This is a genomic window from Marinobacter oulmenensis (assembly GCF_014201735.1).
GTDB classification, from domain to species: Bacteria; Pseudomonadota; Gammaproteobacteria; order Pseudomonadales; family Oleiphilaceae; genus Marinobacter; species Marinobacter oulmenensis.
Genome location: NZ_JACHFE010000003.1, coordinates 297,380 through 319,894 on the forward strand (window position 1 = coordinate 297,380; position 22,515 = coordinate 319,894).

General features: G+C 62.9%; 21 protein-coding genes and 1 riboswitch. Of the genes, 9 read left to right on the top strand and 12 right to left on the bottom strand.

The features are described 5' to 3' along the window. Positions 1 to 18 precede the first annotated feature (18 nt). The 3 genes from HNR38_RS07595 to cobS are packed head-to-tail and all read left to right on the top strand — an operon-like array spanning position 19 to position 2,890. A complete protein-coding gene (locus HNR38_RS07595) occupies positions 19 to 702 on the top strand; it encodes a response regulator transcription factor (protein ID WP_183701586.1) in 684 nt (227 codons plus the stop codon). Beyond that, a complete protein-coding gene (locus tag HNR38_RS07600) occupies positions 699 to 2,099 on the top strand; it encodes an ATP-binding protein (protein ID WP_183701589.1) in 1,401 nt (466 codons plus the stop codon). The genes HNR38_RS07595 and HNR38_RS07600 overlap by 4 nt, the downstream gene beginning before the upstream one ends. 29 nt (positions 2,100 to 2,128) lie before the next feature. Further along, entirely contained in the window at positions 2,129 to 2,890 is a 762-nt protein-coding gene (gene cobS, locus HNR38_RS07605) for an adenosylcobinamide-GDP ribazoletransferase (RefSeq protein WP_183701592.1), read from the top strand. Positions 2,891 to 3,117: 227 nt separating this feature from the next. Here the strand turns inward: cobS and HNR38_RS07610 are convergent, their stop codons facing one another. The 11 genes from HNR38_RS07610 to cbiB form a co-directional block, all read right to left on the bottom strand. Next, the gene (locus HNR38_RS07610; protein ID WP_183701595.1) at positions 3,118 to 3,786 is read right to left on the bottom strand and encodes a DNA-3-methyladenine glycosylase I; all 669 of its coding nucleotides are present in this window, start codon (positions 3,784 to 3,786) and stop codon (positions 3,118 to 3,120) included. 47 nt (positions 3,787 to 3,833) lie between these two features. Beyond that, entirely contained in the window at positions 3,834 to 4,535 is a 702-nt protein-coding gene (bluB, locus tag HNR38_RS07615) for a 5,6-dimethylbenzimidazole synthase (RefSeq protein ID WP_183701611.1), read from the bottom strand. Continuing rightward, positions 4,532 to 6,001, bottom strand: coding sequence for a cobyric acid synthase (locus HNR38_RS07620; protein WP_183701614.1), 1,470 nt, complete (start codon positions 5,999 to 6,001; stop codon positions 4,532 to 4,534). Before HNR38_RS07620 ends, bluB begins: the two co-directional genes overlap by 4 nt. Continuing rightward, complete coding sequence (gene cobO / locus HNR38_RS07625) at positions 6,002 to 6,613, bottom strand: cob(I)yrinic acid a,c-diamide adenosyltransferase (protein WP_183701617.1); 612 nt, start codon at positions 6,611 to 6,613, stop codon at positions 6,002 to 6,004. Positions 6,614 to 6,626: 13 nt separating this feature from the next. Next, the gene (locus HNR38_RS07630) at positions 6,627 to 7,949 is read right to left on the bottom strand and encodes a cobyrinic acid a,c-diamide synthase CobB (protein WP_183701620.1); all 1,323 of its coding nucleotides are present in this window, start codon (positions 7,947 to 7,949) and stop codon (positions 6,627 to 6,629) included. Positions 7,950 to 8,107: 158 nt separating this feature from the next. Next, positions 8,108 to 8,878, bottom strand: a complete 771-nt coding sequence (locus tag HNR38_RS07635) for an ABC transporter ATP-binding protein (RefSeq protein ID WP_183701623.1) — start codon at positions 8,876 to 8,878, stop codon at positions 8,108 to 8,110. 23 nt (positions 8,879 to 8,901) lie between these two features. Further along, positions 8,902 to 9,816 (bottom strand): FecCD family ABC transporter permease, encoded by a 915-nt coding sequence (locus tag HNR38_RS07640; RefSeq protein ID WP_183702043.1) that lies wholly within the window; start codon positions 9,814 to 9,816, stop codon positions 8,902 to 8,904. A 72-nt stretch (positions 9,817 to 9,888) separates the two neighbouring features. Beyond that, positions 9,889 to 10,788 carry a cobalamin-binding protein gene (locus HNR38_RS07645; protein ID WP_379919071.1) on the bottom strand — a complete coding sequence of 300 codons (900 nt, stop codon included), beginning with the start codon at positions 10,786 to 10,788 and terminating at the stop codon, positions 9,889 to 9,891. 31 nt (positions 10,789 to 10,819) lie between these two features. Further along, positions 10,820 to 12,652, bottom strand: a complete 1,833-nt coding sequence (locus tag HNR38_RS07650; RefSeq protein WP_183701625.1) for a TonB-dependent receptor plug domain-containing protein — start codon at positions 12,650 to 12,652, stop codon at positions 10,820 to 10,822. A 143-nt stretch (positions 12,653 to 12,795) separates the two neighbouring features. Further along, positions 12,796 to 13,026, bottom strand: a riboswitch (cobalamin riboswitch). A gap of 22 nt (positions 13,027 to 13,048) precedes the next feature. Further along, a complete protein-coding gene (cobD, locus tag HNR38_RS07655; protein WP_246362536.1) occupies positions 13,049 to 14,077 on the bottom strand; it encodes a threonine-phosphate decarboxylase CobD in 1,029 nt (342 codons plus the stop codon). After that, entirely contained in the window at positions 14,068 to 14,994 is a 927-nt protein-coding gene (gene cbiB / locus HNR38_RS07660; protein WP_379919078.1) for an adenosylcobinamide-phosphate synthase CbiB, read from the bottom strand. Before cbiB ends, cobD begins: the two co-directional genes overlap by 10 nt. A 157-nt stretch (positions 14,995 to 15,151) precedes the next feature. On the opposite strand from cbiB, the gene cobT reads away from it, so the two are divergent. Then, on the top strand, positions 15,152 to 16,213 hold the full coding sequence (gene cobT / locus HNR38_RS07665) for a nicotinate-nucleotide--dimethylbenzimidazole phosphoribosyltransferase (protein WP_379919077.1): 1,062 nt from the start codon (positions 15,152 to 15,154) through the stop codon (positions 16,211 to 16,213). Continuing rightward, on the top strand, positions 16,210 to 16,809 hold the full coding sequence (locus HNR38_RS07670) for a histidine phosphatase family protein (protein ID WP_183701635.1): 600 nt from the start codon (positions 16,210 to 16,212) through the stop codon (positions 16,807 to 16,809). Before cobT ends, HNR38_RS07670 begins: the two co-directional genes overlap by 4 nt. Here the strand turns inward: HNR38_RS07670 and cobU are convergent. Continuing rightward, positions 16,793 to 17,323, bottom strand: a complete 531-nt coding sequence (cobU, locus tag HNR38_RS07675; RefSeq protein WP_183701638.1) for a bifunctional adenosylcobinamide kinase/adenosylcobinamide-phosphate guanylyltransferase — start codon at positions 17,321 to 17,323, stop codon at positions 16,793 to 16,795. The genes HNR38_RS07670 and cobU overlap by 17 nt on opposite strands. A 138-nt stretch (positions 17,324 to 17,461) precedes the next feature. On the opposite strand from cobU, the gene HNR38_RS07680 reads away from it, so the two are divergent. The 4 genes from HNR38_RS07680 (at position 17,462) to HNR38_RS07695 (ending at position 22,467) form a co-directional block, all read left to right on the top strand. Then, positions 17,462 to 19,339: a putative nucleotidyltransferase substrate binding domain-containing protein gene (locus HNR38_RS07680; protein ID WP_183701641.1), complete on the top strand. Its 1,878-nt coding sequence runs from the start codon at positions 17,462 to 17,464 to the stop codon at positions 19,337 to 19,339. After that, positions 19,329 to 20,054, top strand: a complete 726-nt coding sequence (locus HNR38_RS07685; RefSeq protein WP_183701644.1) for a 3'-5' exonuclease — start codon at positions 19,329 to 19,331, stop codon at positions 20,052 to 20,054. The genes HNR38_RS07680 and HNR38_RS07685 overlap by 11 nt, the downstream gene beginning before the upstream one ends. A 62-nt stretch (positions 20,055 to 20,116) precedes the next feature. Then, positions 20,117 to 20,695, top strand: coding sequence for a QsdR family transcriptional regulator (locus HNR38_RS07690; protein ID WP_343068262.1), 579 nt, complete (start codon positions 20,117 to 20,119; stop codon positions 20,693 to 20,695). A gap of 200 nt (positions 20,696 to 20,895) precedes the next feature. After that, a complete protein-coding gene (locus HNR38_RS07695) occupies positions 20,896 to 22,467 on the top strand; it encodes a methyl-accepting chemotaxis protein (protein WP_183701647.1) in 1,572 nt (523 codons plus the stop codon). The last annotated feature ends 48 nt before the right edge of the window (positions 22,468 to 22,515 follow it).

Here is a 22,515-nt window from a genome sequence, read left to right on the forward strand (position 1 = left end):
CGACAAGGATTCAGTTTGATGCGCGTATTATTGGTAGAAGACGATCAGATGCTGGCCCAGACCATGCTGGACATGCTGCGGGAAGACCACACCGTAGACTGGCTGGATGATGGCCAGCAGGCGCTGGGGGCGGTCATGGAAGACCGGTTTGACCTGGTGATACTGGACCTCACCCTGCCCCGGCTGGACGGCCTGGACATCGTCCGGAGGGTAAGACAACAGGGCAACCAGACGCCCATTATCATCCTCACGGCCCGTTCCGACCTGGACGAAAAGCTCCATGGCCTGGATGCCGGCGCCGACGACTATCTCACAAAGCCCTTCGCCATGGCCGAACTCAAGGCCCGAATCCGGGCTGTCACCCGGCGCGGCGGGTTCGGGCCATCGGTCCCGGAGCTGCAGGTGGGTCGACTGAAACTCAATACCGAGAGCAGCCGTCTGATTGTGGGTGACTCGGCCGTGTCCCTGCCCCGAAGCGAATTCCAGATACTGCAGTACCTGATGCGCCGGCCGGACCAGGTGGCCACACGACGCCAACTGGAAGAACAGCTCTATGGCTGGGAGGCCGGGGCCGAGAGCAACGCTCTGGAAGTTCATGTCCACCATCTGCGCCGTCGGGTGGGCAAACAGACGATCCGGACCGTGCGGGGCGTGGGCTACCTGCTGGACAGTGACATGGCCGCCCGGGAATCGACCGAATGAGCCTGACCCGAAAACTGGTTCTGCTGATCACCACAACAGTGTCGCTGATTACCCTGCTGGCCGCCGGTTCAGGCTTTATGGTGAGCGACAACCAGCTCGAAGAACTGTTCGATGCGGAACTGGCCCAGAATACGCGGGTCGTCCAGGGCCTGATGCAGCACATGTCCGACAACCACCCGGTCGGCCAGCTCTCCGAAACCCTGGCCCGTGCGCTGGAACTCCCAGACAGTGTCTATGAGGCGGATAACGCCAACGATGAAATTCTTGCCGATGGCGCCGGCCACCGGTACGAACGCAAGATCGCGTTTGAATTGTGGTCCCCCGACGGCGAGCCGGTGCTCGACACGCTCGGCGCACCTGATACCGGCAAGCTGGAACCCGGCTTTGCCTGGCAGGAAGTGGGCGGATTCCGATGGCGGACCTTCACCCTGAAAGACCCGGAGACCGGGTTCTGGATCCGCTCGGCCCAGCGCGAAGATGTCCGCGACGAACTGAGCCAGGAAATCGCCCTGGGCAATGTGTTGCCGTTCCTGATCGCGCTGCCGTTGCTGGTGCTGGCGGTGGTCGGCTCCATACAACTGGGCTTTGTGCCGCTGCGCCGCCTGGAAAAACCGGTACGGCACATGGCACCGGAAAGAATACACCCACTGGATGACCAGCAGGCCCCCAGGGAAGTGGTTGGCCTGGTGCATGCGGTGAACGGCCTGTTACGCCGCCTCGACCAGGCCCTGGAGCGGGAACGCCGGTTTTCCGCCGATGCCGCCCATGAACTGAGGACCCCTTTGACCGCGTTGCGACTCAGTCTCGAAAAACTGGGACAGGATCACCCGGGTGAATTCGACAACCTGACAGCGGCCGTCGACCGGATGGTGCATCTGGTCGAACAGATGCTGTTGCTGAACCGTGTGGATGCCGGCGGGGATTTCCGCCCGGTGCCGGAAGATGTCTCTGCACTGGTGGAGCAGAGCATTGCCGATGTGGCGCCGCTGGCGCTGCGCAAGCAGGTGGAGCCTGAACTGGAAAGTGCGGCCGGCCTGCCGGCCGTGAGCTGCCACAGCGCCCTGATTGCGACCATGCTGCGCTCCCTGCTGGCCAACGCCATTCAGTACAGCCCCGCCGGCACACGGATCACCACCACCCTGGCACAGAAAGAGGGCGGCGTGATCATCGCTATCTGCGACCAGGGACCGGGCATTCCACCGGAAGAGCGGGAACGGGCGCTGAGCCGGTTTACCCGCCTGGACCAGCGCCAGGGTGCCGGTGCCGGTCTTGGCCTGGCCATTGCCCGGCGCATCGCCGAACTGCACCAGGGCAGTCTTTCGCTGTCAGGCCGTGGAGACGGCAAGCCCGGACTGCGCGTCAATGTATGGTTACCCGTCAGACAGACGCTAGAATAGGCTGACCAACCCTCTGACTACGGTGATCCATGCGCTCGGCCCAACCGGTTAAACAGGAGTGGCAGGCCTTCTGGCTCGCCATCGGCTTTCTGACCCGCATTCCCATGCTGGTGAACATCGACTACTCCCAGCGCCTGATGAACCAGAGCAGCCTGTACTTTCCGCTCGTGGGTCTGTTGCTGGGCGTGCTCTACCTGTGTGTTTACGGGGTACTCAGTCTGGCCTTCAGTCCGCTGGTCTCGATCATCCTGGTGGTGATCGTGCACCTGTTCCTGACCGGCGCCTTCCACGAGGACGGGCTTGCCGACAGTGTCGATGCTCTGGGCGGTGGCTACACCGTGGAAAAGCGCCTGGCGATCATGAAAGACAGCCGCATCGGCACCTACGGCACCGTGGCCCTGGTGATGGCGTTGCTGCTGAAAGTGGCGCTGCTGGCGGAAGCCGACCATCTCTGGCTGGCCCTGCTGGCCGCACCCGCCGTCTCACGCCTGACGCCCCTGTTGCTGATGGCGACGCTCAGCTACGTGACCGATCCCGACAAGAGCAAATCCAAACCCGTGGCCGACGGTTTTTCCGCCTCGAGACTGGCCGCCGCCATCGGATTTGTACTGATCGTGACCGGGACTCTGTCATTCTGGCAGCCCGTCCTGATCACCGGCACCCTGGCCGCGGTGCTGCTGGTAGCCCTGTGCTGGGGAGCTTATCTCAAACGTCAGTTGGGGGGTTATACCGGTGATGCGCTGGGAGCTAGCGTGGTGTTAAGCGAATTGGTGTTGTTGTTATTTCTCTAAAAAGCTGACTCAGCAGTTGAAAGACAGTTTGAGGTGGGCCTTTCCAAAACCGTGCGGAGCCATGGGTGAAGAGCGAAAAGCTCTTCACGGGCTGGCCATGGATGGCCTGCCCAGGACCTTCAGCGCGACGCAGGAGCAATAAGCGCTGAAGGGCGGAGCCCGAGCGTTACAGGGAAGTATTCACAGCGTGTTTTGGAAAAACTGCCCCAAAACTGTCCGCCCCCTTATTAGTTATCCACCGTAAAAGAAACAATCCGAGACAGGTGACTGAATGGCAAACCCGTTTCCTCGTGCCACTGGTTGAACGCCGCCTGTACCTGTTTCAGCCCCTTCTGGCTGGCTGGAGAGGCATCCAGGATCTCCGCCCGGGTCAGTGCGGTAACCACATCCCGGGACAGGATAAACCCGTCCCACCCCACACGGCGCAGGAAATACTGGGCGGAGTTGCCACCCAATCGGCAGCCATTGCGCTTCAGATACAGCAGCAACCCGGCCTGATCGGTGCCGGGCCAGTCCGCCAGAAAGCGGCCAAAGCTGCCATGGTCTTTCGCCACATCCATGATCATCCGGGCGTTTTCCGGCACCGTGCGGATCTTCTGCAGGTTGCGCACGATGCGTTCGTCCTTCGCCAGTTCCTCCAGCACCTCCGGTGGCACCTGCTGCCAATAGGCGGGGACAAAGCCCTGAAAGGCCTCTTCAAAATCTGCCCACTTGTTCTCGATCACCCGCCAGACAAAACCCGCCTTGAAGATGCAACGGGTCATCTCCGACAGGTAACGGTCGTCGCTGATTTCCGCCAGGCGGCTTTTCTCAACCACCGGCGGCAGCAGGGCCTGCAGGGCGGTTTCACCGCCTTTGCGCATCAATGCCTGATCGTAAAACGCGGAAAATTCCATGATGAATCCTGAATACGGTTACCGGGAGTCCTCATGCTGGGCCCGCTTCAACGCTTTTTCAACTGCGTCATCAGTGACTCATTGGCCAGTGGCTCCGCCCACTGATTGCCATGCACCAGTTCCTCCAATGGCAACCGCGAGCGCCACCCCTTGGCCTGAAGCTCCGGCTGTTCAAGAAACTCACTGACATAGCCCAGGCACAGGTAGGCGAGCGGGTAGACGTGTTCGGGTAACTGCAGGATTTCCGCCAGCCGGTCCTGGCTGAGGATACTCACCCAACCCACGCCGATATTCTCCGCCCGGGCGGCCAGCCAGAGGTTCTGCACCGCCAGACAGGTGCTGAACAGATCCATCTCCATGATGGAGTTGCGCCCCAGCACATTCGGGCCGCCCCGGCTGCGGTCGCAGGTGATGCACAGGTTGATGGGGCTGTCGAGAATGCCCTGGAGCTTCAGGCTCCGGTAGCGTTCCTGACGTTCACCCTGGTAGTTGGCCGCCGCCCGGTCGTTTTCCTCGTTGAAGCTGTCTAGCACCTGCTGGCGCACCTCGACGCTGTCGATCACGATGAAATCCCAGGGCTGCATGAAGCCCACGGAAGGGGCGTGGTGGGCGGCTTCCAGTAGCCGGGCCAGCACGTCATCGGGGATGGCGTCGGGCAGGAACTGGGAGCGCACGTCACGGCGTTCAAAGATGGCCCGGTACAGGCCTTCGCGTTGCGCCTCGGTGAAGGATTGGTCGTGTTCGTTCATAGCCCCAGTTGCCTCTTCAGTGCGTCGGTATCCAGACACTGCTCCACCTGGTCGGCCAGACGGTCGAGCTGCTGCAGGCGGTGGCTCTGATAATCCAAGGATCGGGCGCTGTCGGTTTTCAGCCCCGCCCAATGAAGAAAGGCGTCACAGGCCCCGGGCTCATCAAACAGGCCGTGCACGTAGGTGCCCAGGATCTGGCCATCCTCGCTGATGGCGCCGTCCGGCTGACCATCGAGTTGGGCCACCGGCCGGGCCAGAGCCGGGCCTTCGGTAACGCCATTATGCATCTCATAGCCCTGCATGACGGGCGCGCTTTCCTTGCCTGAGGCGGCTAGGTTCAGTGGCCCGGAGACGTAACGCAATTGTTTGCCCGGCACCATGCGGGTGGTCATGGCCAGCCAGCCCAGGCCTTCGGTGCTGCCCGCGTCGCCTTCGAGCCCTTCGGGGTCATCCACCCGGTCACCCAGCATCTGAAAGCCACCGCAAATCCCCAGCACTTTCCCCCCGTAACGCAGATGCCGACGAATGGCCTCCGTCCAGCCCTGCTGTCTCAGCCAGGCCAGGTCGTGGCGGGTGCTCTTGCTGCCGGGCAGGATGATCAGGTCCGCCGGGGGAATGGGTTCGTCCGGCCCGACAAACACCAAATCCACCCCGGGGTGCAGGCGCAGCGGATCGAAGTCATTGTGGTTGCTGATGCGCGGCAGCACCGGCACCACCACTTTCAGCGCGCCCGCGTCGCTGGTGCCGGCAGTGGCAACGCTGTCTTCGGAATCAATCACCAGACCGTGCAGGTAGGGCAGAACACCGAAGACCGGTTTACCTGTGTGCTCGTGCAGCCAATCCAGCCCCGGCTCCAGCAGCGCAATGTCGCCCCGGAAGCGGTTGATGATGAAACCGGCCGTGCGAGCCCGCTCGCTCTCGGAAATCAGCGACAACGTGCCCACCAGTTGGGCAAAGACGCCGCCCTTGTCGATGTCACCCACCAGCAGAACGGGACAGTCCGCCGCCTCGGCAAAGCCCATGTTGGCAATGTCGTTGGCCCGCAGGTTGATCTCCGCCGGGCTGCCGGCGCCTTCTGCGATCACCACGTCGTATTGCGAGCTCAGCGCCTGCCAGCTCTGCATCACCGTGGCCTTGGCCTCGGCCTTGTAGGCGTGGTAGTCCAGCGCGTCCATGTTGCCGTGTACGCGACCGCGCAGGATCACCTGGGCGCCCCGGTCGCTCTGGGGCTTGAGCAGCACCGGGTTCATGTCGCTGTGGGGCTGAAGCCCGCAGGCCAGGGCCTGCAAAGCGGTGGAGCGACCTATTTCGCCACCGTCCACGGTCACGGCACTGTTCAGGGCCATGTTCTGGGGCTTGAACGGCGCCACGGACACACCCTGGCGCGCCAGCCAGCGACACAGGGCCGCCACCACCGTAGTCTTGCCGGCATCCGAGGTGGTGCCCTGCACCATCAGCGTGGGCACTTACAGCTCCACACCCTTCTGGGCCTTGATGCCCTGGTCCTTGAACGCGTGCTTGACCGCGCCCATCTCGGTCACGGTGTCGGCCAGGTCGATCAGTTCCTGGGGCGCACTGCGGCCAGTCACCACCACATGCTGCATCTCGGGCCGGCCCTGCAAGTCGTCCAGTACCCGGTCCAGGTCGATGTAATCGTATTTCAGGGCGATGTTGAGCTCGTCCAGCAGGATCAGGTCATAGCTGTCGTCCTTCAGCATGGCGGCGGCGATGTCCCAGGCGGCGTTGGCTGAAGCCACGTCCTGCTCCCGGCTCTGGGTATCCCAGGTGTAGCCCTGACCCATCACGTGGTAATCCACGTTGGGCAGGTCCCGGAAAAACGCCTCCTCGCCGGTGCTGAATGCACCCTTGATGAACTGCACGATGCCCACCTTCATGCCATGGCCCAGGGCCCGGGCCACCATGCCGAAACCGGAACTGCTTTTGCCCTTGCCGGGGCCGGTCATCACCAGCAGCACACCCTGCTCGTTCTGGGCGCGGGCAATGCGCTCCTGCATGATCTTCTGTTTGGCGGCCATGCGCCTGGCGTGGCGTTCGGGGTCTTTTGCGCGCTCTCGCATGAGGGCACTCCTCTTATTGAGATGGTGAGTGGGTGACGGTGAAAGATTCACCCCGGAAAATCGCAGCCACCAGGGCGGGGGCCGAGGGGAAGTAGCCGTGGAAATAGCTGGCGGTCAACGCGCCCTGGCGATACACCGCTTCGCCTTCGGAACCGGCTTGTTTGCGGGTTCGTGCCACCGGCTGCCAGGGCGTGTCCAGGGTGGAATGGTGATAGGTATGGCCCCGCAAATCCCCCAGGTTCGTGTCCAGGCTCTGCAGGCCCAGGGCCTTCAGGCGGCCCGCCATGGTCGCGCAGCCGGGCAGCAGGCCCAACAGGGCATGTTCAGCGCCTTCCTTGTCCACGAGGGTTTCGGTGCAGGCCATCAAACCACCACACTCGGCCAGTACCGGCTTATCCATCTGATGGAAAGCACGAATGGCTTCCAGCATCGGCATGTTGGCGGCCAGTGTCGCTGCGTGCAACTCAGGGTAACCGCCCGGCAGCCACAGGGCATCCGCCTCCGGCAGTTCGGTATCCACCAGCGGGGAGAAGTAGCACAGTTCCGCCCCCATGGCTTCCAGCAGGTCCAGGTTGGCCCGGTAGAGAAAGCTGAAAGCGGCATCCCGGGCAATGGCGATGCGGCGGCCGGCAAGAAGCTGTTCCACAGCGGCAGGCGGTTCCGCACTTAATTCGACGGGTTTGGGCAGCGTATCCAGCCCGGCAGCTTTCAATACCTCGGCGGCCTGGTCCAGCCGGTCACTCAGATCCGACAGCTCGTTGGCCTGCACCAGCCCCAGGTGTCGGTCCGGAATGTCCATGGCGTCGTTGCGGGGAATGGCTCCCAGCAGGTCAATGCCCTCCGGCAGGCTATCCGCCAGCAACTGGCCATGGTAGGCACTGCCGATTTTATTAGCGATCACCTGATGCACCGGCAGTTCCGGATCAAAATGAGCCAGGCCGTATGCCACCGCGCCGAAGGTCTGCGCCATGCCCTTGGCATCAATCACCGGCAGGGCGGGAATGCCGGCCAGTTTGGCCAGGTCGCCGCTGCTGGGGCTGCCGTCGAACAGGCCCATCGAGCCTTCCACCAGAATCAGGTCGGCGGTTTGCGCGGCTTCGGCCAGGCGCCAGCGGCATTCGCCTTCGCCGGTCATCCAGGGGTGCAACTGGTACACCGGATTACCGGAGGCGACTTCCAGCACCATGGGGTCCAGATAATCCGGGCCGTGCTTGAACACACGCACATTCAAACCCGCATTTCGGTGCAGTCGCGCGAGGGCGGCGGAGACCATGGATTTGCCCTGGCCGGAGCCGGGGGCGGTGATCATGGCGGCTGGGACTTTGGCTGTCGGCATTCCTGAGTGATCCATGTTATCTGGGTTTGGTGCTGACGGGCTGCGGGGCAGAGCTTTCCGGGACACGCTGTGAATACATCCCTGTACGCTTGACTGCAGCATCCATGCTGCAGACAGTCCCGGACAGCTCTACCCCACAGCCCTTGTCATGACAGGTGCTAGCTTCTCTTCGGCACGAAAAAAGGGGCGCCGTCCACTTCCACTGTTTCCAGGTCCTGGTTGTACAAACGCTCCAAAGCGTTCGGCACCAGCATGCGATCCGCCGGACCCCAGCAGGCCTCGCCATCCGGGAACATCAACAAAATGTTGTCGCACCAGAGGGCGGCCAGGTTCAGATCGTGCAGGCACATAAAAATGGCGTTGCCCGCTTTCGCCCGTTCGGTCAGCAGTTTCATGACCGCCACCTGATGATGCAAATCCAAGTGGTTGGTGGGCTCATCCAGCAGCCAGGTGTGGGGCGCCTGGGTCATCAGGGTGGCGATGGCCACGCGCTGGCGTTCACCGCCGGACAGGGTGCTGACCAGTCGGTCCTTCAGGTGCAGTACGTCCAGGGCCTCCAGGGACCGTTCGGCCATGGCAACATCATCGGCGCTTTCCATCTGCCAGGGCGACAGCCAGGGGTGGCGCCCGATCAGGGCCGTTTCCAGGACTGTCGCCGGGAACCCGTCCTGGCGATCCTGGAAGACCAGCCCCAGTTGCTGTGACAGCTGTCGACGCGGCAGGGTCGTCAGCGGCTGCACATCCAGGCAGACGCTGCCCCGGCGGGCATCCCGCAGGCCCGCTAGCGTGTGTAACAGTGTGGTTTTGCCCGCGCCATTGGGCCCCAGAACGCCCCAGACCTGGCCTGGCTCAATGGTCAGGCCCAGCGGATAAGCGTCCGGGCGGTCTGGAATATCGATCACCAGGTCACGGGTGTTGAGATGGCTCATAAGGGGGCGCCGGAATGCATTCATCAGCGGCTCCGGTACAGCAGGTACAGGAAGGTGGGCACGCCCAGCAGGGCGGTGATCACTCCCACGGGCAATTGCTCCGGCGCGATAACCACCCGGGCCAGGGCGTCAGCAAGCACCAGCAGAGTGCCGCCGGCAAAGGCGCTCGCCGGCAGGATCAGGCGCTGGTCGTTACCCAGCACCAGCCGCAGCATGTGGGGCACCACCAGGCCGACAAAGCCGATGCTGCCGGCCATGGTCACAGCCGCCGCCGTCAGCAGGCTGGCCAGAATGTAGACCAGCCATTCCAGGGGCCGTACCGAGACACCCAGCGCAGCGGCCTGGAGGGGGCCTCGAGCCAGCACATTCAATCCCCGCCCCAGCGGTACCAGGGCCAGGCAGACCAGCAGGAGCAACAGCAATCCCGGCCAGGGTGTGCGTGCATAGGACACATCGCCCATCAGCCAGTACAGCATGCCCGGCAGTTCACGGGCCGGACTGATGGCGAGCATGAGGGTAATCACTGCGCCCCAGCCGGCAGCTACCACAACGCCCGTCAACAGCAGGCGGGTTGGGGTCCAGCTTCCGGTGCCATGGGCCAGGCCAAACACCATCAGCGTGGACAGCAGGGCGCCGGCAAATGCCGAACCGGAGATCAGGAAGCCGCCGAAGCCGGCGAGCATGGCGAACAGGGCGCCCACGGCCGCGCCTCCGGACAGCCCGAGCACGTAGGGATCAGCCAGAGGATTGCGCAACAGGACCTGCATCAGGGCGCCAGCCACCGCCAGCAGGCCACCGGTGGCAAACGCCGCCAGGGTCCTAGGCAGCCGGAGTTCCAGCACCAGCGTCTGGTGCATATCGGGGCTCTGCCCGACAAAGACCGCCAGCACCTCAGACGGAGACAGGGCCACACTGCCGATGCCCACGGAGAGCATCATCGACAGCACACTGGCCAGCCCCAGCAACAACAGTGGTAGCGTCAGTGGTCGGATCACAGAAGGCCCCCGGTTCTATCGACGGGCACGGGCTATCTCCAGTTTCTCGCAGAACAGGCGGGTGCCTTCCAGCATGCGAGGGGTTGGCCGCTGCACCAGGGATGGCGGCACAAAAAACAGATTGCCACGGGCAGTCGCGGTCAGTCCCGGGAAAGCCCGCCAGCGATCCAGCCAGCCGCGGTTCTCCTCCCCCATGCCACCGGCCAGGATGGCTTCCGGGTTGGCGGCCACCACCGCTTCGGCGCCGATTCTGGGCACCAGGCGAGCCAGGTCGCCGAACACATTGGCGCCACCGCACAGGCGGATCATCTCGCCGATCAGGTGTTCATCGTTAACCGTCATCAGGGGCTCATCCCACACCTGGTAGAACACCGGGACCGGACTGGCATTTCTGTATTCCGCACGCAGGCTGTCGATGCCCCGCCGGAACCGTCCCGCCTCGGCAAAGCCAGCAGTTTGCGTTCCCGCCAGCACCGACAACCGCTCGATGGTGCCGGAGACAGCCTCAAAACTCCGGGGCTCAATCGAAAACACCGGCAGACCCAGTTCCTCCAGCATGGCGACCTGTTCGGGCGGATTGCCGGTCACCCAGGCGATCACCAGGTCTGGTTTGAGGGTCAGCAACCGTTCCATGTCCAGCCGGGTGTGGCTGCCCACCGAAGGCACCTCACGAGCCGCCGGTGGGTAGTCCGAATAATCCACAACCGCAACCACCTGGTCTCCAGCGCCCGCGGCCCAGACCAGTTCCGTGGCCCCCGGTGACAGCGCCGCGATGCGGCTGGCCGGTTGTTCCAGGCAGAGTTGCTGGCCCCGGTCATCCGTGGCGCAGACTTCCGCCCTTGCCCCGGTTATGACCGCCAGCAACATTACCGCCAGCAGCCATTTCCAGACCGGTATTGCGCAATCCTGCCTCATTGGATACTCACTGATGATCCGGCCCCATCACTCACTCCGACAGAAAATCGTACCGCACCGTCAGCATGGCCGTACGGCCGGCAGAGGTATACATGTCACCCGTCCAGCGGCTGGCGGTCTGGTAGGTGTTGTCAAAGACATCGTCCACCGACACTTTGGCCTGCCAGCCCGGCGCAAAGGCCCAGCTTGCCCGCAGGTCCAGCAGTCCGTAACCCGGCAGGCGGCCTTCTTCGCCCGCATCGTCGTAGCGGTGGCTTTCAGCCCGTGCGGTGCCACCGAAGGACCAGGCGCCCAGTTCCCGATCCACATCCAGGCGGACCGAGCGCTCGGCCCGACGCCTCAACTGGTCACCGGTCTGGTCATCCTCGTAGTCACCCAACGTGGCCGCCAGCTTGACGTCCCAGTTGCCCATTTCCAGGCCACTGGCGAATTCCACACCCCGCAGACGGGCCTCCGGTACACTGTCAGCCCCACTCGAGCTTGGCAGAGAGAGGTCCTCAACGTCACTCTGGAATACAGCCACATCCCAGAACCACCGGGTATAACGGCCTTCAAAGCCAAGTTCGTAACTGGTCGATTCCTCCGGCTCGATATCGGGATCACCGAATCCCGGATAGTACAGGTCATTGAACGAAGGCGCCCGAAACGAGGTACCGGCACTCAGGCGGACCCGGTGACTGCGGTCAAACTGGTAGCCCAGCCCGGCGCCCCAGGTTGTATGGGCACCGTAGGCCTCGTTGTCATCCTCGCGCACGCTGAAATGCACGTCTGTCGGGCCAAAGTTGAGCAGCGCCTGGGCAAAATAGGCGCTGTTATCGCGGCTGCTTTCGTCATAATCGGTGGTGCCATCCACCTGATCGGTCATGCGCTCGGCGCCGACGACAAACTCGTGCGTGCCCAGCGTCAGCCAGTTCTCCAGCCGTGATGACCGGGAGCGGGTATCAAACGTGCTGGGAATGGAACTGCCGGAACTGAACGAATCGCTTTCATCCCGTGAGTCAGACACCTGAACCAGGGTGCGCCAGTAGTCAGTGATGGGCACCTCGAGACTCGCCCCGGCGGTCTGGATCACGAAGTCCATCTCACCGCCCTCGTAGGCCGAGGAACCCTCGGCGTTCAGAAAGGTCGCCGCGATCCGCGCGCCATTATCAAAAGTGTGGCTCGCACTCGCCACCGACGAGCGGTTGTCGTAGTCTTTGTCCTCGCCGCCGATCACCACGGGGGCGCCATCTGTGCGGAAATAGTTGGTGCCCACACTGACCTTGGTGCCCGACTCTGCCAGTGAGAACCCGGCGCCATACTGCTGGCTGTCAAGGTTACCGGCGCCGGCTTCCACCCAGCCGCTGGCCGGACTCTGCCCCTGAGGCAGAGTAAAGGCCTGGATGACCCCGCCGGCCGCATCCGCCCCGTACAGGCTGCTTCGGCTGCCGCGGACAATCTCAACCCGCTTGATCAGTTGCGGTGGAAGATACTGCCAGGCCGGCGCACCCGTGGTCGCCGATCTCAGGCGAATACCGTCCACCAGCAGGACGGAACCTGAAGAGTCGTGGCCCCGGATAAACACGCTGGTGCTCTTGCCGAACGAACCATTGTTCACCACGTTGATGCCGGGCTGACTTTCCAGCAACTCGGAAAACTGCCGTGCCTGTTTTTTCTCAATCTCTTCCTCGTCGATCACCGTGACCGAGGACAGGCTTTCCCCCACCGTTCTGGGGCCCAGGGTGGCCGTCACCACAATGGGGTCCAGACTGTCAGCATCCGGGGATTGCGTTTGGGCGGCCTGAGCCACCGCAGAGGAGAGGGGCAGGGCTGTCAGCGTCAGAGAGGCGCAGACAAGGGCCCGGGGATTCTCAAAAATAGCCATCAAACATTCTCACCATCAGATCGTGCAGCACCCGCACGACGGTTAGTCACTGGGCTGGGGAGAGAATGCAGGAAGGGCAGGCCTTGGCTGGAACAGGGACTCCGATGGAACAGGCCTTCACCCACCGTCACCGCCCTCCGCAGCATCTGGTGTGTTATCAGGCCGGTCTCCGGGCTCATGAGCCGATTCCGGAAGCCGGAATCGCAGCCATCGCCTTCCCGTGCCTGGACACAGTGGCGCATTCGATGGCTGTTGACTCAATTACCGTTGCGGGGGCAGCGTTGGACTTGACCAGAGGAGGACTCTGAACGCACCAACTTCCCGTTTCACCCCCGGCAGCTTTGCACAGGGGCACCTGAAAACGTCGGCAAAGGCTAACAATCGGTTAATGTCTGGTCAATGACATTTGCCAAGGGCCAGCGCCAGGCGTTGCCATTCGGTCTCAGAGCCGGGCAGCCCGAAACGCAGGGCTGACGGGGATTTGAAAAGGCGCACCAGCACGCCCTGCCGGGCCAGTGCTTGATGAATCGCACCGGCATCAGGCGTCACCAGGTAGCGGAACAGGATGGTTCCGGAGCTCTCACCAAGCCCCGTATCCGCCAGCAACCGGCGCAGGCGTTCGCTGTCCCGCACCAGCCGCTCGAGTGTCTCTGTCTGCCAGTCTGTGTCAGCCAGCGCCCTGGCCATGACATGCCTCGCCGGGCCGCTCATTGCCCAGGGCCCAAGCCGCTCCGACAGTGACATCAGCAAGGCCTCGGGGCCCAGTACCGCCCCGGCGCGAACACCCGCAAGGCCAAAGAACTTGCCCAGAGAACGCAGAATAATCAGCCCCGGGCGGCCGGCCATGGCCGCGAGACTGGCCTTGGAGCCGGGGGCAACAAACGCCTCATCCACCACCAGCCCGCCGCCCCGGGCAGCCAGTTTCCGGCGCCAGAGCTCCAGTTGCTGGACAGGCAGCGTCAGCCCGGTCGGATTATTGGGGTGAATCCAGACCAGCCAGTCCAGCGCGTCCAGCCAGTCGTCACCAGTGGCGCCACCTTCAAGCGGAATCGGCGCCACCTGGTGCCCTGACTTGCGCCACCAGTACCCATGCTCCCGGTAGCCCGGCACGGGAATGCCCACCCGGCAGCGAGGCAGCAATTGCGGCAGGGCCTGGATTGCGGCCTGACTGCCAGCAACCGGCAAGCAGCAGGCATCGGCCGGAGCGCCACACCAGAGCCGGATCGACTCAGCCAGGCCATCGTCCTCTTCGGGGAGCCGCTGCCAGATCGTCTCTGGCAGTTGCGGCACCGGCCACGCCACCGGGTTGATACCCGTGGAAAGATCCAGCCACTGCTCCCGGGGAATACCCCAGTGCCGGGCGGCCGCGTTCAGCCGACCGCCATGACCGGGCGGGGAAGCCGGCGCGTCACAGCTCATAGCCATGCCACCACCATCGCCAGAATCCCCAGGGTCACCAGCCAGCAGATAACGCCTTTGCGGACCAGCTCAATGGAGGCCTCCACGGTCGCCGCCGTGGGCATGACCCCGCTACCAAGCACTGGCCGGTGCTTCACCCCGGAGCCATAGGGGGCCGCTCCACCCAGAACCACCCCCAGGGCTCCGGCGCCTGCGGCCATCACCGGCCCCGCATTCGGGCTCTCCCAGGTCGGTGCCTGGCGCCGCCAGCACTGAAGCGCCAGCCGGGTATCACCCAGCAGCGCGTAGGTCAGCGCGGTCAACCGCGCGGGGATCCAGTTAAGCAGGTCGTCCAGGCGGGCAGCCGCTTTGCCAAACCCTTCGAAGCGGTCATTGCGATAGCCCCACATGGCGTCCAGCGTGTTGACCAGCCGATGCAGCACCACGCCGGGAGCGCCGGCCACCAGAAACCAGAACAGGCTGGCGAACACCGCGTCGGCACCATTTTCCAGCATGGATTCGGCCGCTGCGTTGGCAACGCCAGCCTCGTCCAGCTCTGACGCCCGGCGACTGACAATACGACTGACCTGCTCCTGTGCTGCCGGCAGATCCCCCCTTGCCAGTGGCTGAGCCACCGCCCGCCCATGCTCCACCAGCCCCCGAAGCGACAGCGCCAGACAGAGCACCAGCGTCTGGATCAGCACCAGCCACCAGCCGGTCAGCACAGCCTCAGCGAAGAGCATCAGCAAAACCGCCGGCATAACCAGAACGACAACCGCAACCGTCCCCAGCAACAGGCTCAGACCGGGTCTGCCCGGCGCCCGGTTCAAGCAGCATTCAACAGACGTCACCAGCCGACCGAATCCCACCAGCGGGTGCCAGCGGCGAGGCTCACCCACCAGGGCATCCAACAGTACCGCGGCACAACACACGGCCACTGACACCAAGAAACTCTCCAAACCGCTCTCCTTCACAAGCCAGCGCATCCCATGCCCTCAGACCGGGCGCCAGCAAGTCTAACGGACCCACCTGCCCGCTTGACAGCTTTTCATGGCCGGAGGAGCATGGCGGCTTTTCGGCTATCAGGAAACCGCCATGCCCCTGCCAGACAGCTGGTCCCAGCAACCTGCTTCCCCCGATGCCCGCTACGTCGAGCTGGCCCGCCAGCGCCAACAGGTGCTGACCAAGCCGCCGGGATCACTGGGTCGACTGGAACAGGCCGCCATCACCCTGGCGGGGTTACAGGCCAATGATCGGCCCGCCCTCGACCGGATTCATATTTCAGTATTTGCCGGCGACCATGGGGTCTGCGATGAGGGCATCTCGGCCTTTCCCCAGGCGGTCACCGCCCAGATGATTGCCAACTTCGCCAGCGGCGGTGCGGCCATCAGTGTCATGGCCAAAGAACTGGGCGCCTGGCTGGAAGTGATCAACCTTGGGACGGTGGAACCGGCAGCGGCCCTGTCCGGCGTGCTGGACCGGACCATTGCCCCGGCAACCGCCAATCTTGCACAGACCGACGCCATGACCCCAAGCCAACTGGAGGCCGCCCTGAGCCATGGTGACGAGGCCGCAGACCGGGCCAGACGGGCCGGGGCCCAGCTGTTCATCGGCGGCGACATGGGCATCGGCAATACCACCAGTGCCGCCGCTCTGGCCTGCGCCCTGCTGGGGCGCGATCCGGATGAGCTGGTGGGTCCGGGTACCGGTCTCGATGCGCGCGGAGTGTCCCACAAGTCAGACGTGGTGCGCCGGGCCATCGGTCGCATCGGCAACACCCGGGAGCCCCTGGACATACTCCAGGCGCTCGGTGGTTTTGAAATCGCCGCCCTGACCGGTGCCATTCTGGGTTGCGCCGCCCGGGGCATCCCGGTACTGGTGGACGGCTTCATCGTCTCCGCAGCTGCCCTGATGGCTGTCCACCAGCAGCCAAGGGCCCGCGAATGGCTACTATTTGCCCACCAGTCGGCCGAACCCGGCCACAAGACGCTGCTTCAGGCACTGGAAGCGGAGCCGCTGCTGGAACTGGGCATGCGTCTGGGCGAGGGCAGCGGTGCCGCCGTCGCCGTGCCCCTGCTTCGCGCCGCCTGCGCCCTGCATAATGGTATGGCGACCTTCGAAGCCGCCGGTGTGAGCAACCGTTCAGAGGGTGAGGCGTCATGACCACTACCGTTCTCGACCTGATCCGGCATGGCGAACCGCAAGGCGGTCCTATGTTCCGGGGGCGCAAAGACGACCCCCTGAGCGAGGATGGCTGGAATCAGATGCACGCCGCCATCACCAGCCAGGACCAGTGGCACGCCATTGTCACCTCGCCACTGCTGCGCTGCCGGGAGTTTGCCGGGCAGTTGTCAGAGCGCCTCGGGCTGCCGATTCATGTCGAACAGGAGCTTCAGGAGATCCGCTTCGGTGAATGGGAGGGGCTGACATCGGAGCAGGTCCATGACCGCTACGGCGAACATCTGTCGCGGTTCTGGCAGGATCCGGTTCATTTCACACCACCCGGTGGCGAACCCATGGCGCAGTTCCACGAACGCGTTGCCCGGGCATTCCGGCGCTGGCAGGAACAACTGGCCGGTCAGCGGGTGCTGGTGGTCTGCCATGGCGGCGTTATCCGCATGATCCTGGCCGACGTCCTGGGCATTCCTCTGGAGCGTTCCTTTGCCGGCTTTGCCGTGCCTTATGCCTGCCGCAGCCGGATCCAGGTGGACCAGTCGGAGTTCCGGGTTTTCCGCAGCCTGATCAGTCACTGCCCTTGAGCGTCAGGGGCAGCCCCGCCACTGACATAATGACTTCGTCACAGCGCTCGGCCAGCGCCTGATTGAGCCAGCCAAGCTCATCGGCGAAGCGCCGGGTCAGCGCATCCATGCCGATCGTGCCCAGCCCTACCTCATTGCTGACCACGATCAGGGCACCGGGATAGGCAGACACTTGCTCAAGAAAGGCCGCTCGCTCGTCGCCGAACACCCCGGCGTCGGAAAACAGCAGGTTACTCAGCCACAGGCTCATACAGTCAATCAGTAACAGGGGCGGGTCCCCCGGCCGCTGCCGGAAATCCGCCAGCACCGCAGCCAGCCGCAACGGCTCCTCCACCAGCCCCCAGTCATCCGGGCGCTGGCGCCGGTGGCGTTCAATCCGGCCGGCCATCTCATCGTCACCCGCGGTGGCCGTGGCGACATAGACAACCGGGCCCCCAAACTGCCCGGCCCGGGCCTCCGCCAGCCCCGTCTTGCCGGAACGAATCCCTCCGGTGATCAGACACTTGTCGGCCATTAGGTGCACTCCTAAAAGGTTTGAAAAGCAAAGGTACAACAAGGGTACGGGCACCTGCTATAGTTTCGCCAGACCTTGCGAAAGCCGCCGGCAGGGAATCCGGCTTTCGGACCGTTTTTCTGGACAACTGGAGTCCCCATGCAGGCCGAATTGCTCGACATCCGCAACCACATTGCCCAGTACCCCCCGTTTGATGAAATGGCCGAAGAACTGCTCGACCAGGTGGTTGAAGGCATCGAGGTGGCCTATTTCCGCGCAGGTACCCAAATTCTGGAACTGGGCCAGCAGAATGCCTGGCTGCATTACCTGCGCAGCGGCGCGGTGGAAATCTCCCGCCGCTCCGGGGAACTGTACAACCGGCTGGGGGAAGGCGAGTTTTTCGGCCACTTCGGGTTGCTGCGCAATCAGCGGGTACGATTCCCGGCGAAGGCCATCGAGGATTCGCTGATCTACAAGATTCCCTATGAGACCTTCCAGTATCTGTGGGAACAGGACGAAAATTTCGCCGATTTTGTCGAGGTAGAGGACCGCAGCCGCCTGCGCTCCGCCATCTCCCGGCAGGAAAAAGCCAACGACCTGATGACCTCCAAGGTCACCCGTCTGATTGCCCGCCAGCCGGTTACCGCCCCCAGCACCGTCCGGCTCCAGGAAGCAGCCAAGATCATGACCGACAACGGCGTCTCCGCCCTGCTGCTGATGGACGAGACCGGCGACTTCCCGAAGCTGGAAGGCATCATCACTGATCGGGACCTGCGCACACGGGCCGTGACCCAGGCGCTGCCCTCGGAAACCCCGATCAGCGACATCATGACCGAAGACCTGATCACCATCCGCTCCAACGCCTACATCTTCGAGGCCATGCTCACCATGCTGCACAACAACGTGCACCACCTGCCGGTGATGGATGGCCACGAGGTCCGTGGCGTGATAGCACTGTCGGATATCGTGAAATACGAGAGCCAGAGCAGCCTGTTCCTGGTCAGCAATATCTACCAGCAGGTGGATGTCAAAGGGCTCAAGAAGATCAGCCGGGGTGTCCCGGACACCTTCGTGCGTATGGTCAACGAAGACGCCAACTCCCATATGATCGGCAGCGCCATGGCCGGCATCGGGCGCAGCTTCAGCCAGCGCCTTCTGGAGCTGGGCGAAGAAAAACTCGGCCCGCCGCCTGTGCCCTACTGTTTCATGGGACTGGGCTCCATGGCCCGGGACGAACAGCTGGTGGTGACCGATCAGGACAACGCCATGATCCTCGATGACAGCTTCATCCCCGAGGAACACGATGAGTACTTCCTGGCACTGGCCAAGTTCGTCAGCGATGGCCTGGCCGAATGTGGCTACAGCTACTGCACCGGCGAAATTATGGCGACCAACCCGAAATGGCGCCAGCCACTGCGGGTATGGAAGGAGTACTTCACTGACTGGATCGAATACCCCAAGGCGGAGTCCCTGCTCAACAGCAACATTTTCTTCGACCTGGACGGCATTCATGGCGAGACCGGTTTTGCCGAGGAACTCAAGGACCTGATCGCCGAGAAGGCCTCAGGCAGCCAGCGTTTTCTGACCCTGCTGGCGCGCAATGCCCTGAACCGTACCCCGCCGCTGGGCTTCTTCCGGGCCTTCGTACTGGAGGAAAACGGCAAGCACCAGAAGAGCTTCAACCTCAAGCGCCGGGGCACCGCGCCGGTCTCGGACCTGATCCGGGTGCACGCGCTGGCCTGCGGATCCCGGGCCCAGAACTCGTTTGAACGGCTGCGGGCGATTTCCAAAACCAAGCTGCTGATCGACGACGATGCCGGCAACCTGCGGGATGCCCTGGAGTTCATCTCCATCGTCCGGATACGACATCAGGCCCTGGCCATTGAGGAAGGACGCGAGCCGGACAACAACGTGCGCCCGGAGGATCTGTCACCGTTTGAACGCAGTCACCTGAAGGACGCCTTCCAGATTGTCAGTAACGCCCAGAAATTCCTCCGGTTCCGGTACAACGCCGGAGGTGGGCGTAATGTCCAGTAACAACGGCCCGACGGCACAGCCCCACAAGACCTGGCCGGAACGCTACCGGGACATGGCCAACACCGCCAGGGACCCGCGCATCCAGGCGTTCTACAAAGCCGGTTGCCCGGCCCCGGCCACCCCGATGAGCGAGGTCCCGCTGGTGGCTCTGGACTTCGAGACCACCGGTCTGGATCCGGATGAACACGCCATTGTCAGTATTGGCCTGGTGCCGTTCACCCTGGACGGTATCCAGTTGGGGAAAAGCTGGCATCAGATTGTCCGTCCGCAACTGCCGCTGCATCAGACCTCGGTGACCATCCACGGCATCACCCACAGTGACATCGACGGCGCACCTGACCTGTCCGAGGTGCTCGACACCCTGTTCGAGCACCTGAACGGGCGCATTCCCGTCGTTCATTACCGCAACATTGAACGGCCTTTTCTGAACGTGGCACTGCAGCATCGTCTGCAGGAACAGCTTCGGTTTCCGGTGCTGGACACCATGGCGATCGAGGCCTACCTGCACCCGGACCGTAATCCGAACCGCTGGCAGCGGCTGCTGGGGAAAAAGCCAGTCTCCATCCGTCTCGCTGACAGTCGCCTGCGTTATGGACTGCCACACTACGCCGGCCACAACGCCCTGATTGACGCCATCGCCACCGCCGAGCTGCTTCAGGCTCAGGTTCTCCATCATTTCAGCCCGGAGACCGCCATCGGGGACCTGTGGGTGTAACGGCCATAGCCGGGGGCACCGGCAATCGATAGAATGTCCCCAAACCCGACACAGAGGTGAGAGTGACCGGACAACCTGCCAAACCAACCCCCCTGGATGCCTTCCGGCGGGCCCGCCGGATGTGGCTGAAAGGCGAGAAGATCAGCCTGGCTGCCCTGGCCGACGATCTCAACATCGGGCGGGCCACCCTGTTTCGCTGGGTGGGTAACCGGGATCTGCTGGTGGGTGAGATCCTGTGGTCCCTCTATGAACCGCTCTACAAGGAAGCGCGGGCAAAAACCCCGGGCCAGGGTGTCGATTACGTGGTCGGTGTTTTCCGTTACATCAACACCACCATTCTGCATTTCGGCCCCCTGCGCAAGTTCCTGCACCAGGACCCGGAATACGCCCTGAAGATGCTCACCTCCTCACACTCCACCCTGCATGCCCGCACGGTGGAGGTGAACACCCGGCTGCTGAAGGACGAGGTCCGGGCCGGACATCTGAGCCCGCCCATGAACATTCAGAGTCTGTCCTACTTTATGGTCCGGCTGGCCGAGTCCTGTCTCTACAGCGACATCATTGGCGGCCGGGAACCCCGGGATGAGGAACTCGAAGACGCCTGCACCGCCGTGCGCATTCTGCTGGGCGGCAAGGTTTAAATCCCACCCCACCGCCATCGGCAGTGTGCTTCGCCCGGGAATAGGCTATTAATAAAACGCATAAACTTATTGATAATTCGCCGAAGCCACCTGACGACCTAAAGTTTCAGGCAAACTTTCCGATGCGTACAGGGTGACCCTATAAAAATGGATTGACCGGGCTCGGCCTCTCCTCTCAAACCTGACAAAAGGATTCTTCCATGTCGCTCGCCAAACTGAATGACGTGTCGGTTGGCAAAAAACTGGGCTTCGGCTTCACACTGCTGATTGTTTTTACCGCCATCATTGCTGCACTTTCCGTCAGCAACCTGAACGCCTATAACCAGCGTTCACTGATTGTAGCCGGTGCCAGTTCCGCCGAATCCTACCTGCTCGAAGCCAGAACCGAAGAAAAGAACTTCCAGTTACTCCGGGACACCAGCTACCGCGAAGAGGCCGAGCAGTTGGTCCAGAACGCCGCCGACACACTGATGCCGCTGAAAGGCATTCTGGCGTCACCGGAAAACCACGCCAGAATCGACTTTGTCGCTGAAAACGTAGAAACCTATAAATCCAAGCTTGAAGATCTGGCCTTTGCACTGGATAACAATTTTGCCGCCGTGGATGACGCGGAAAAGGCGTTGAGCAAAACCGCCCGGGCCATGGTTGCCAAGGCCGTCGAGTTGCAGGAAATCCAGGTCGAACGCATGGAGGAACAGTACAACAAAGCCCTGATCCTGATTGGCTCGATCACTGCTGTCGCCATCGTGCTGGCCATCCTGATTGCCCTGTTCATGATTCGCTCCATCACCCGGCCCATCCATCAGACTGTCGAAGTGGCCAACCGCGTGGCCTCCGGTGACCTGACCGTTGAAATCAACAGTGACCGGGGCGACGAATTCGGCAACCTGCTGTCGGCGTTCGGCACCATGGTCACCAACCTGCGGGACCTGATCCAGCAGATTGACACCGGTGCCACCAGCATCGCTTCCGCTTCTGAGGAACTGTCGGCTGTCACCAAACAGACCCGTCAGGGCGTCAACGACCAGCAGGACCAGACCGACCAGGTTGCCACCGCCATGAACGAAATGGTGGCCACGGTGAACGACGTTGCCAAGAGTGCCGAGTCGGCTTTCTCTGCGGCCCAGAACGCCAGTCAGAAATCCAGTGAGGGCGAGAAAGCCGGCGGGGAAGCCTTGCAGTTCGTCACTGACCTGAACAGCCAGATAGGCAACGTGATGGAACAGCTTCGCGGCCTGCAGAGCGATACCCAGAACATCGGCACTGTACTGGATGTGATCAAGTCCGTGGCCGAACAGACTAACCTGCTGGCACTGAACGCGGCCATTGAAGCCGCCCGTGCCGGTGAACAGGGCCGGGGCTTTGCGGTGGTCGCCGATGAGGTCCGGTCCTTGGCCCAGCGTACCCAGAGCTCCGCCGAAGAAATCGAGACACTGATCAGCAACCTGGTCAACAGCGCTGAAACCTCCGTCACCACCATGGAACGGAGTACCCACCTGGGCGAACAGACCCTGGAAAGGGCTCAGGTAGCCGGCAGCACCATCACCCAGATGGCCGAAGCCGTGGAGGAAATCCGGCAGTACAACAGTCAGATCGCCACGGCAGCGGAACAGCAGTCGTCGGTTGCCGAGGATATCAACCAGAACATCACCCTGATCCGCGATGTCGGCGAGCAGAGTGCGGCGTCCACCGAGCAGGTCTCCACAGCCAGCGACGAACTGTCCAGCTTGGCCGAGGGTCTGAGCACCCAGGTGGCCCGTTTCAAACTCTGAACCCGGCCTTTCCTACAGGCACAAAAAAACCGGCAGCCTTTCGGGCGC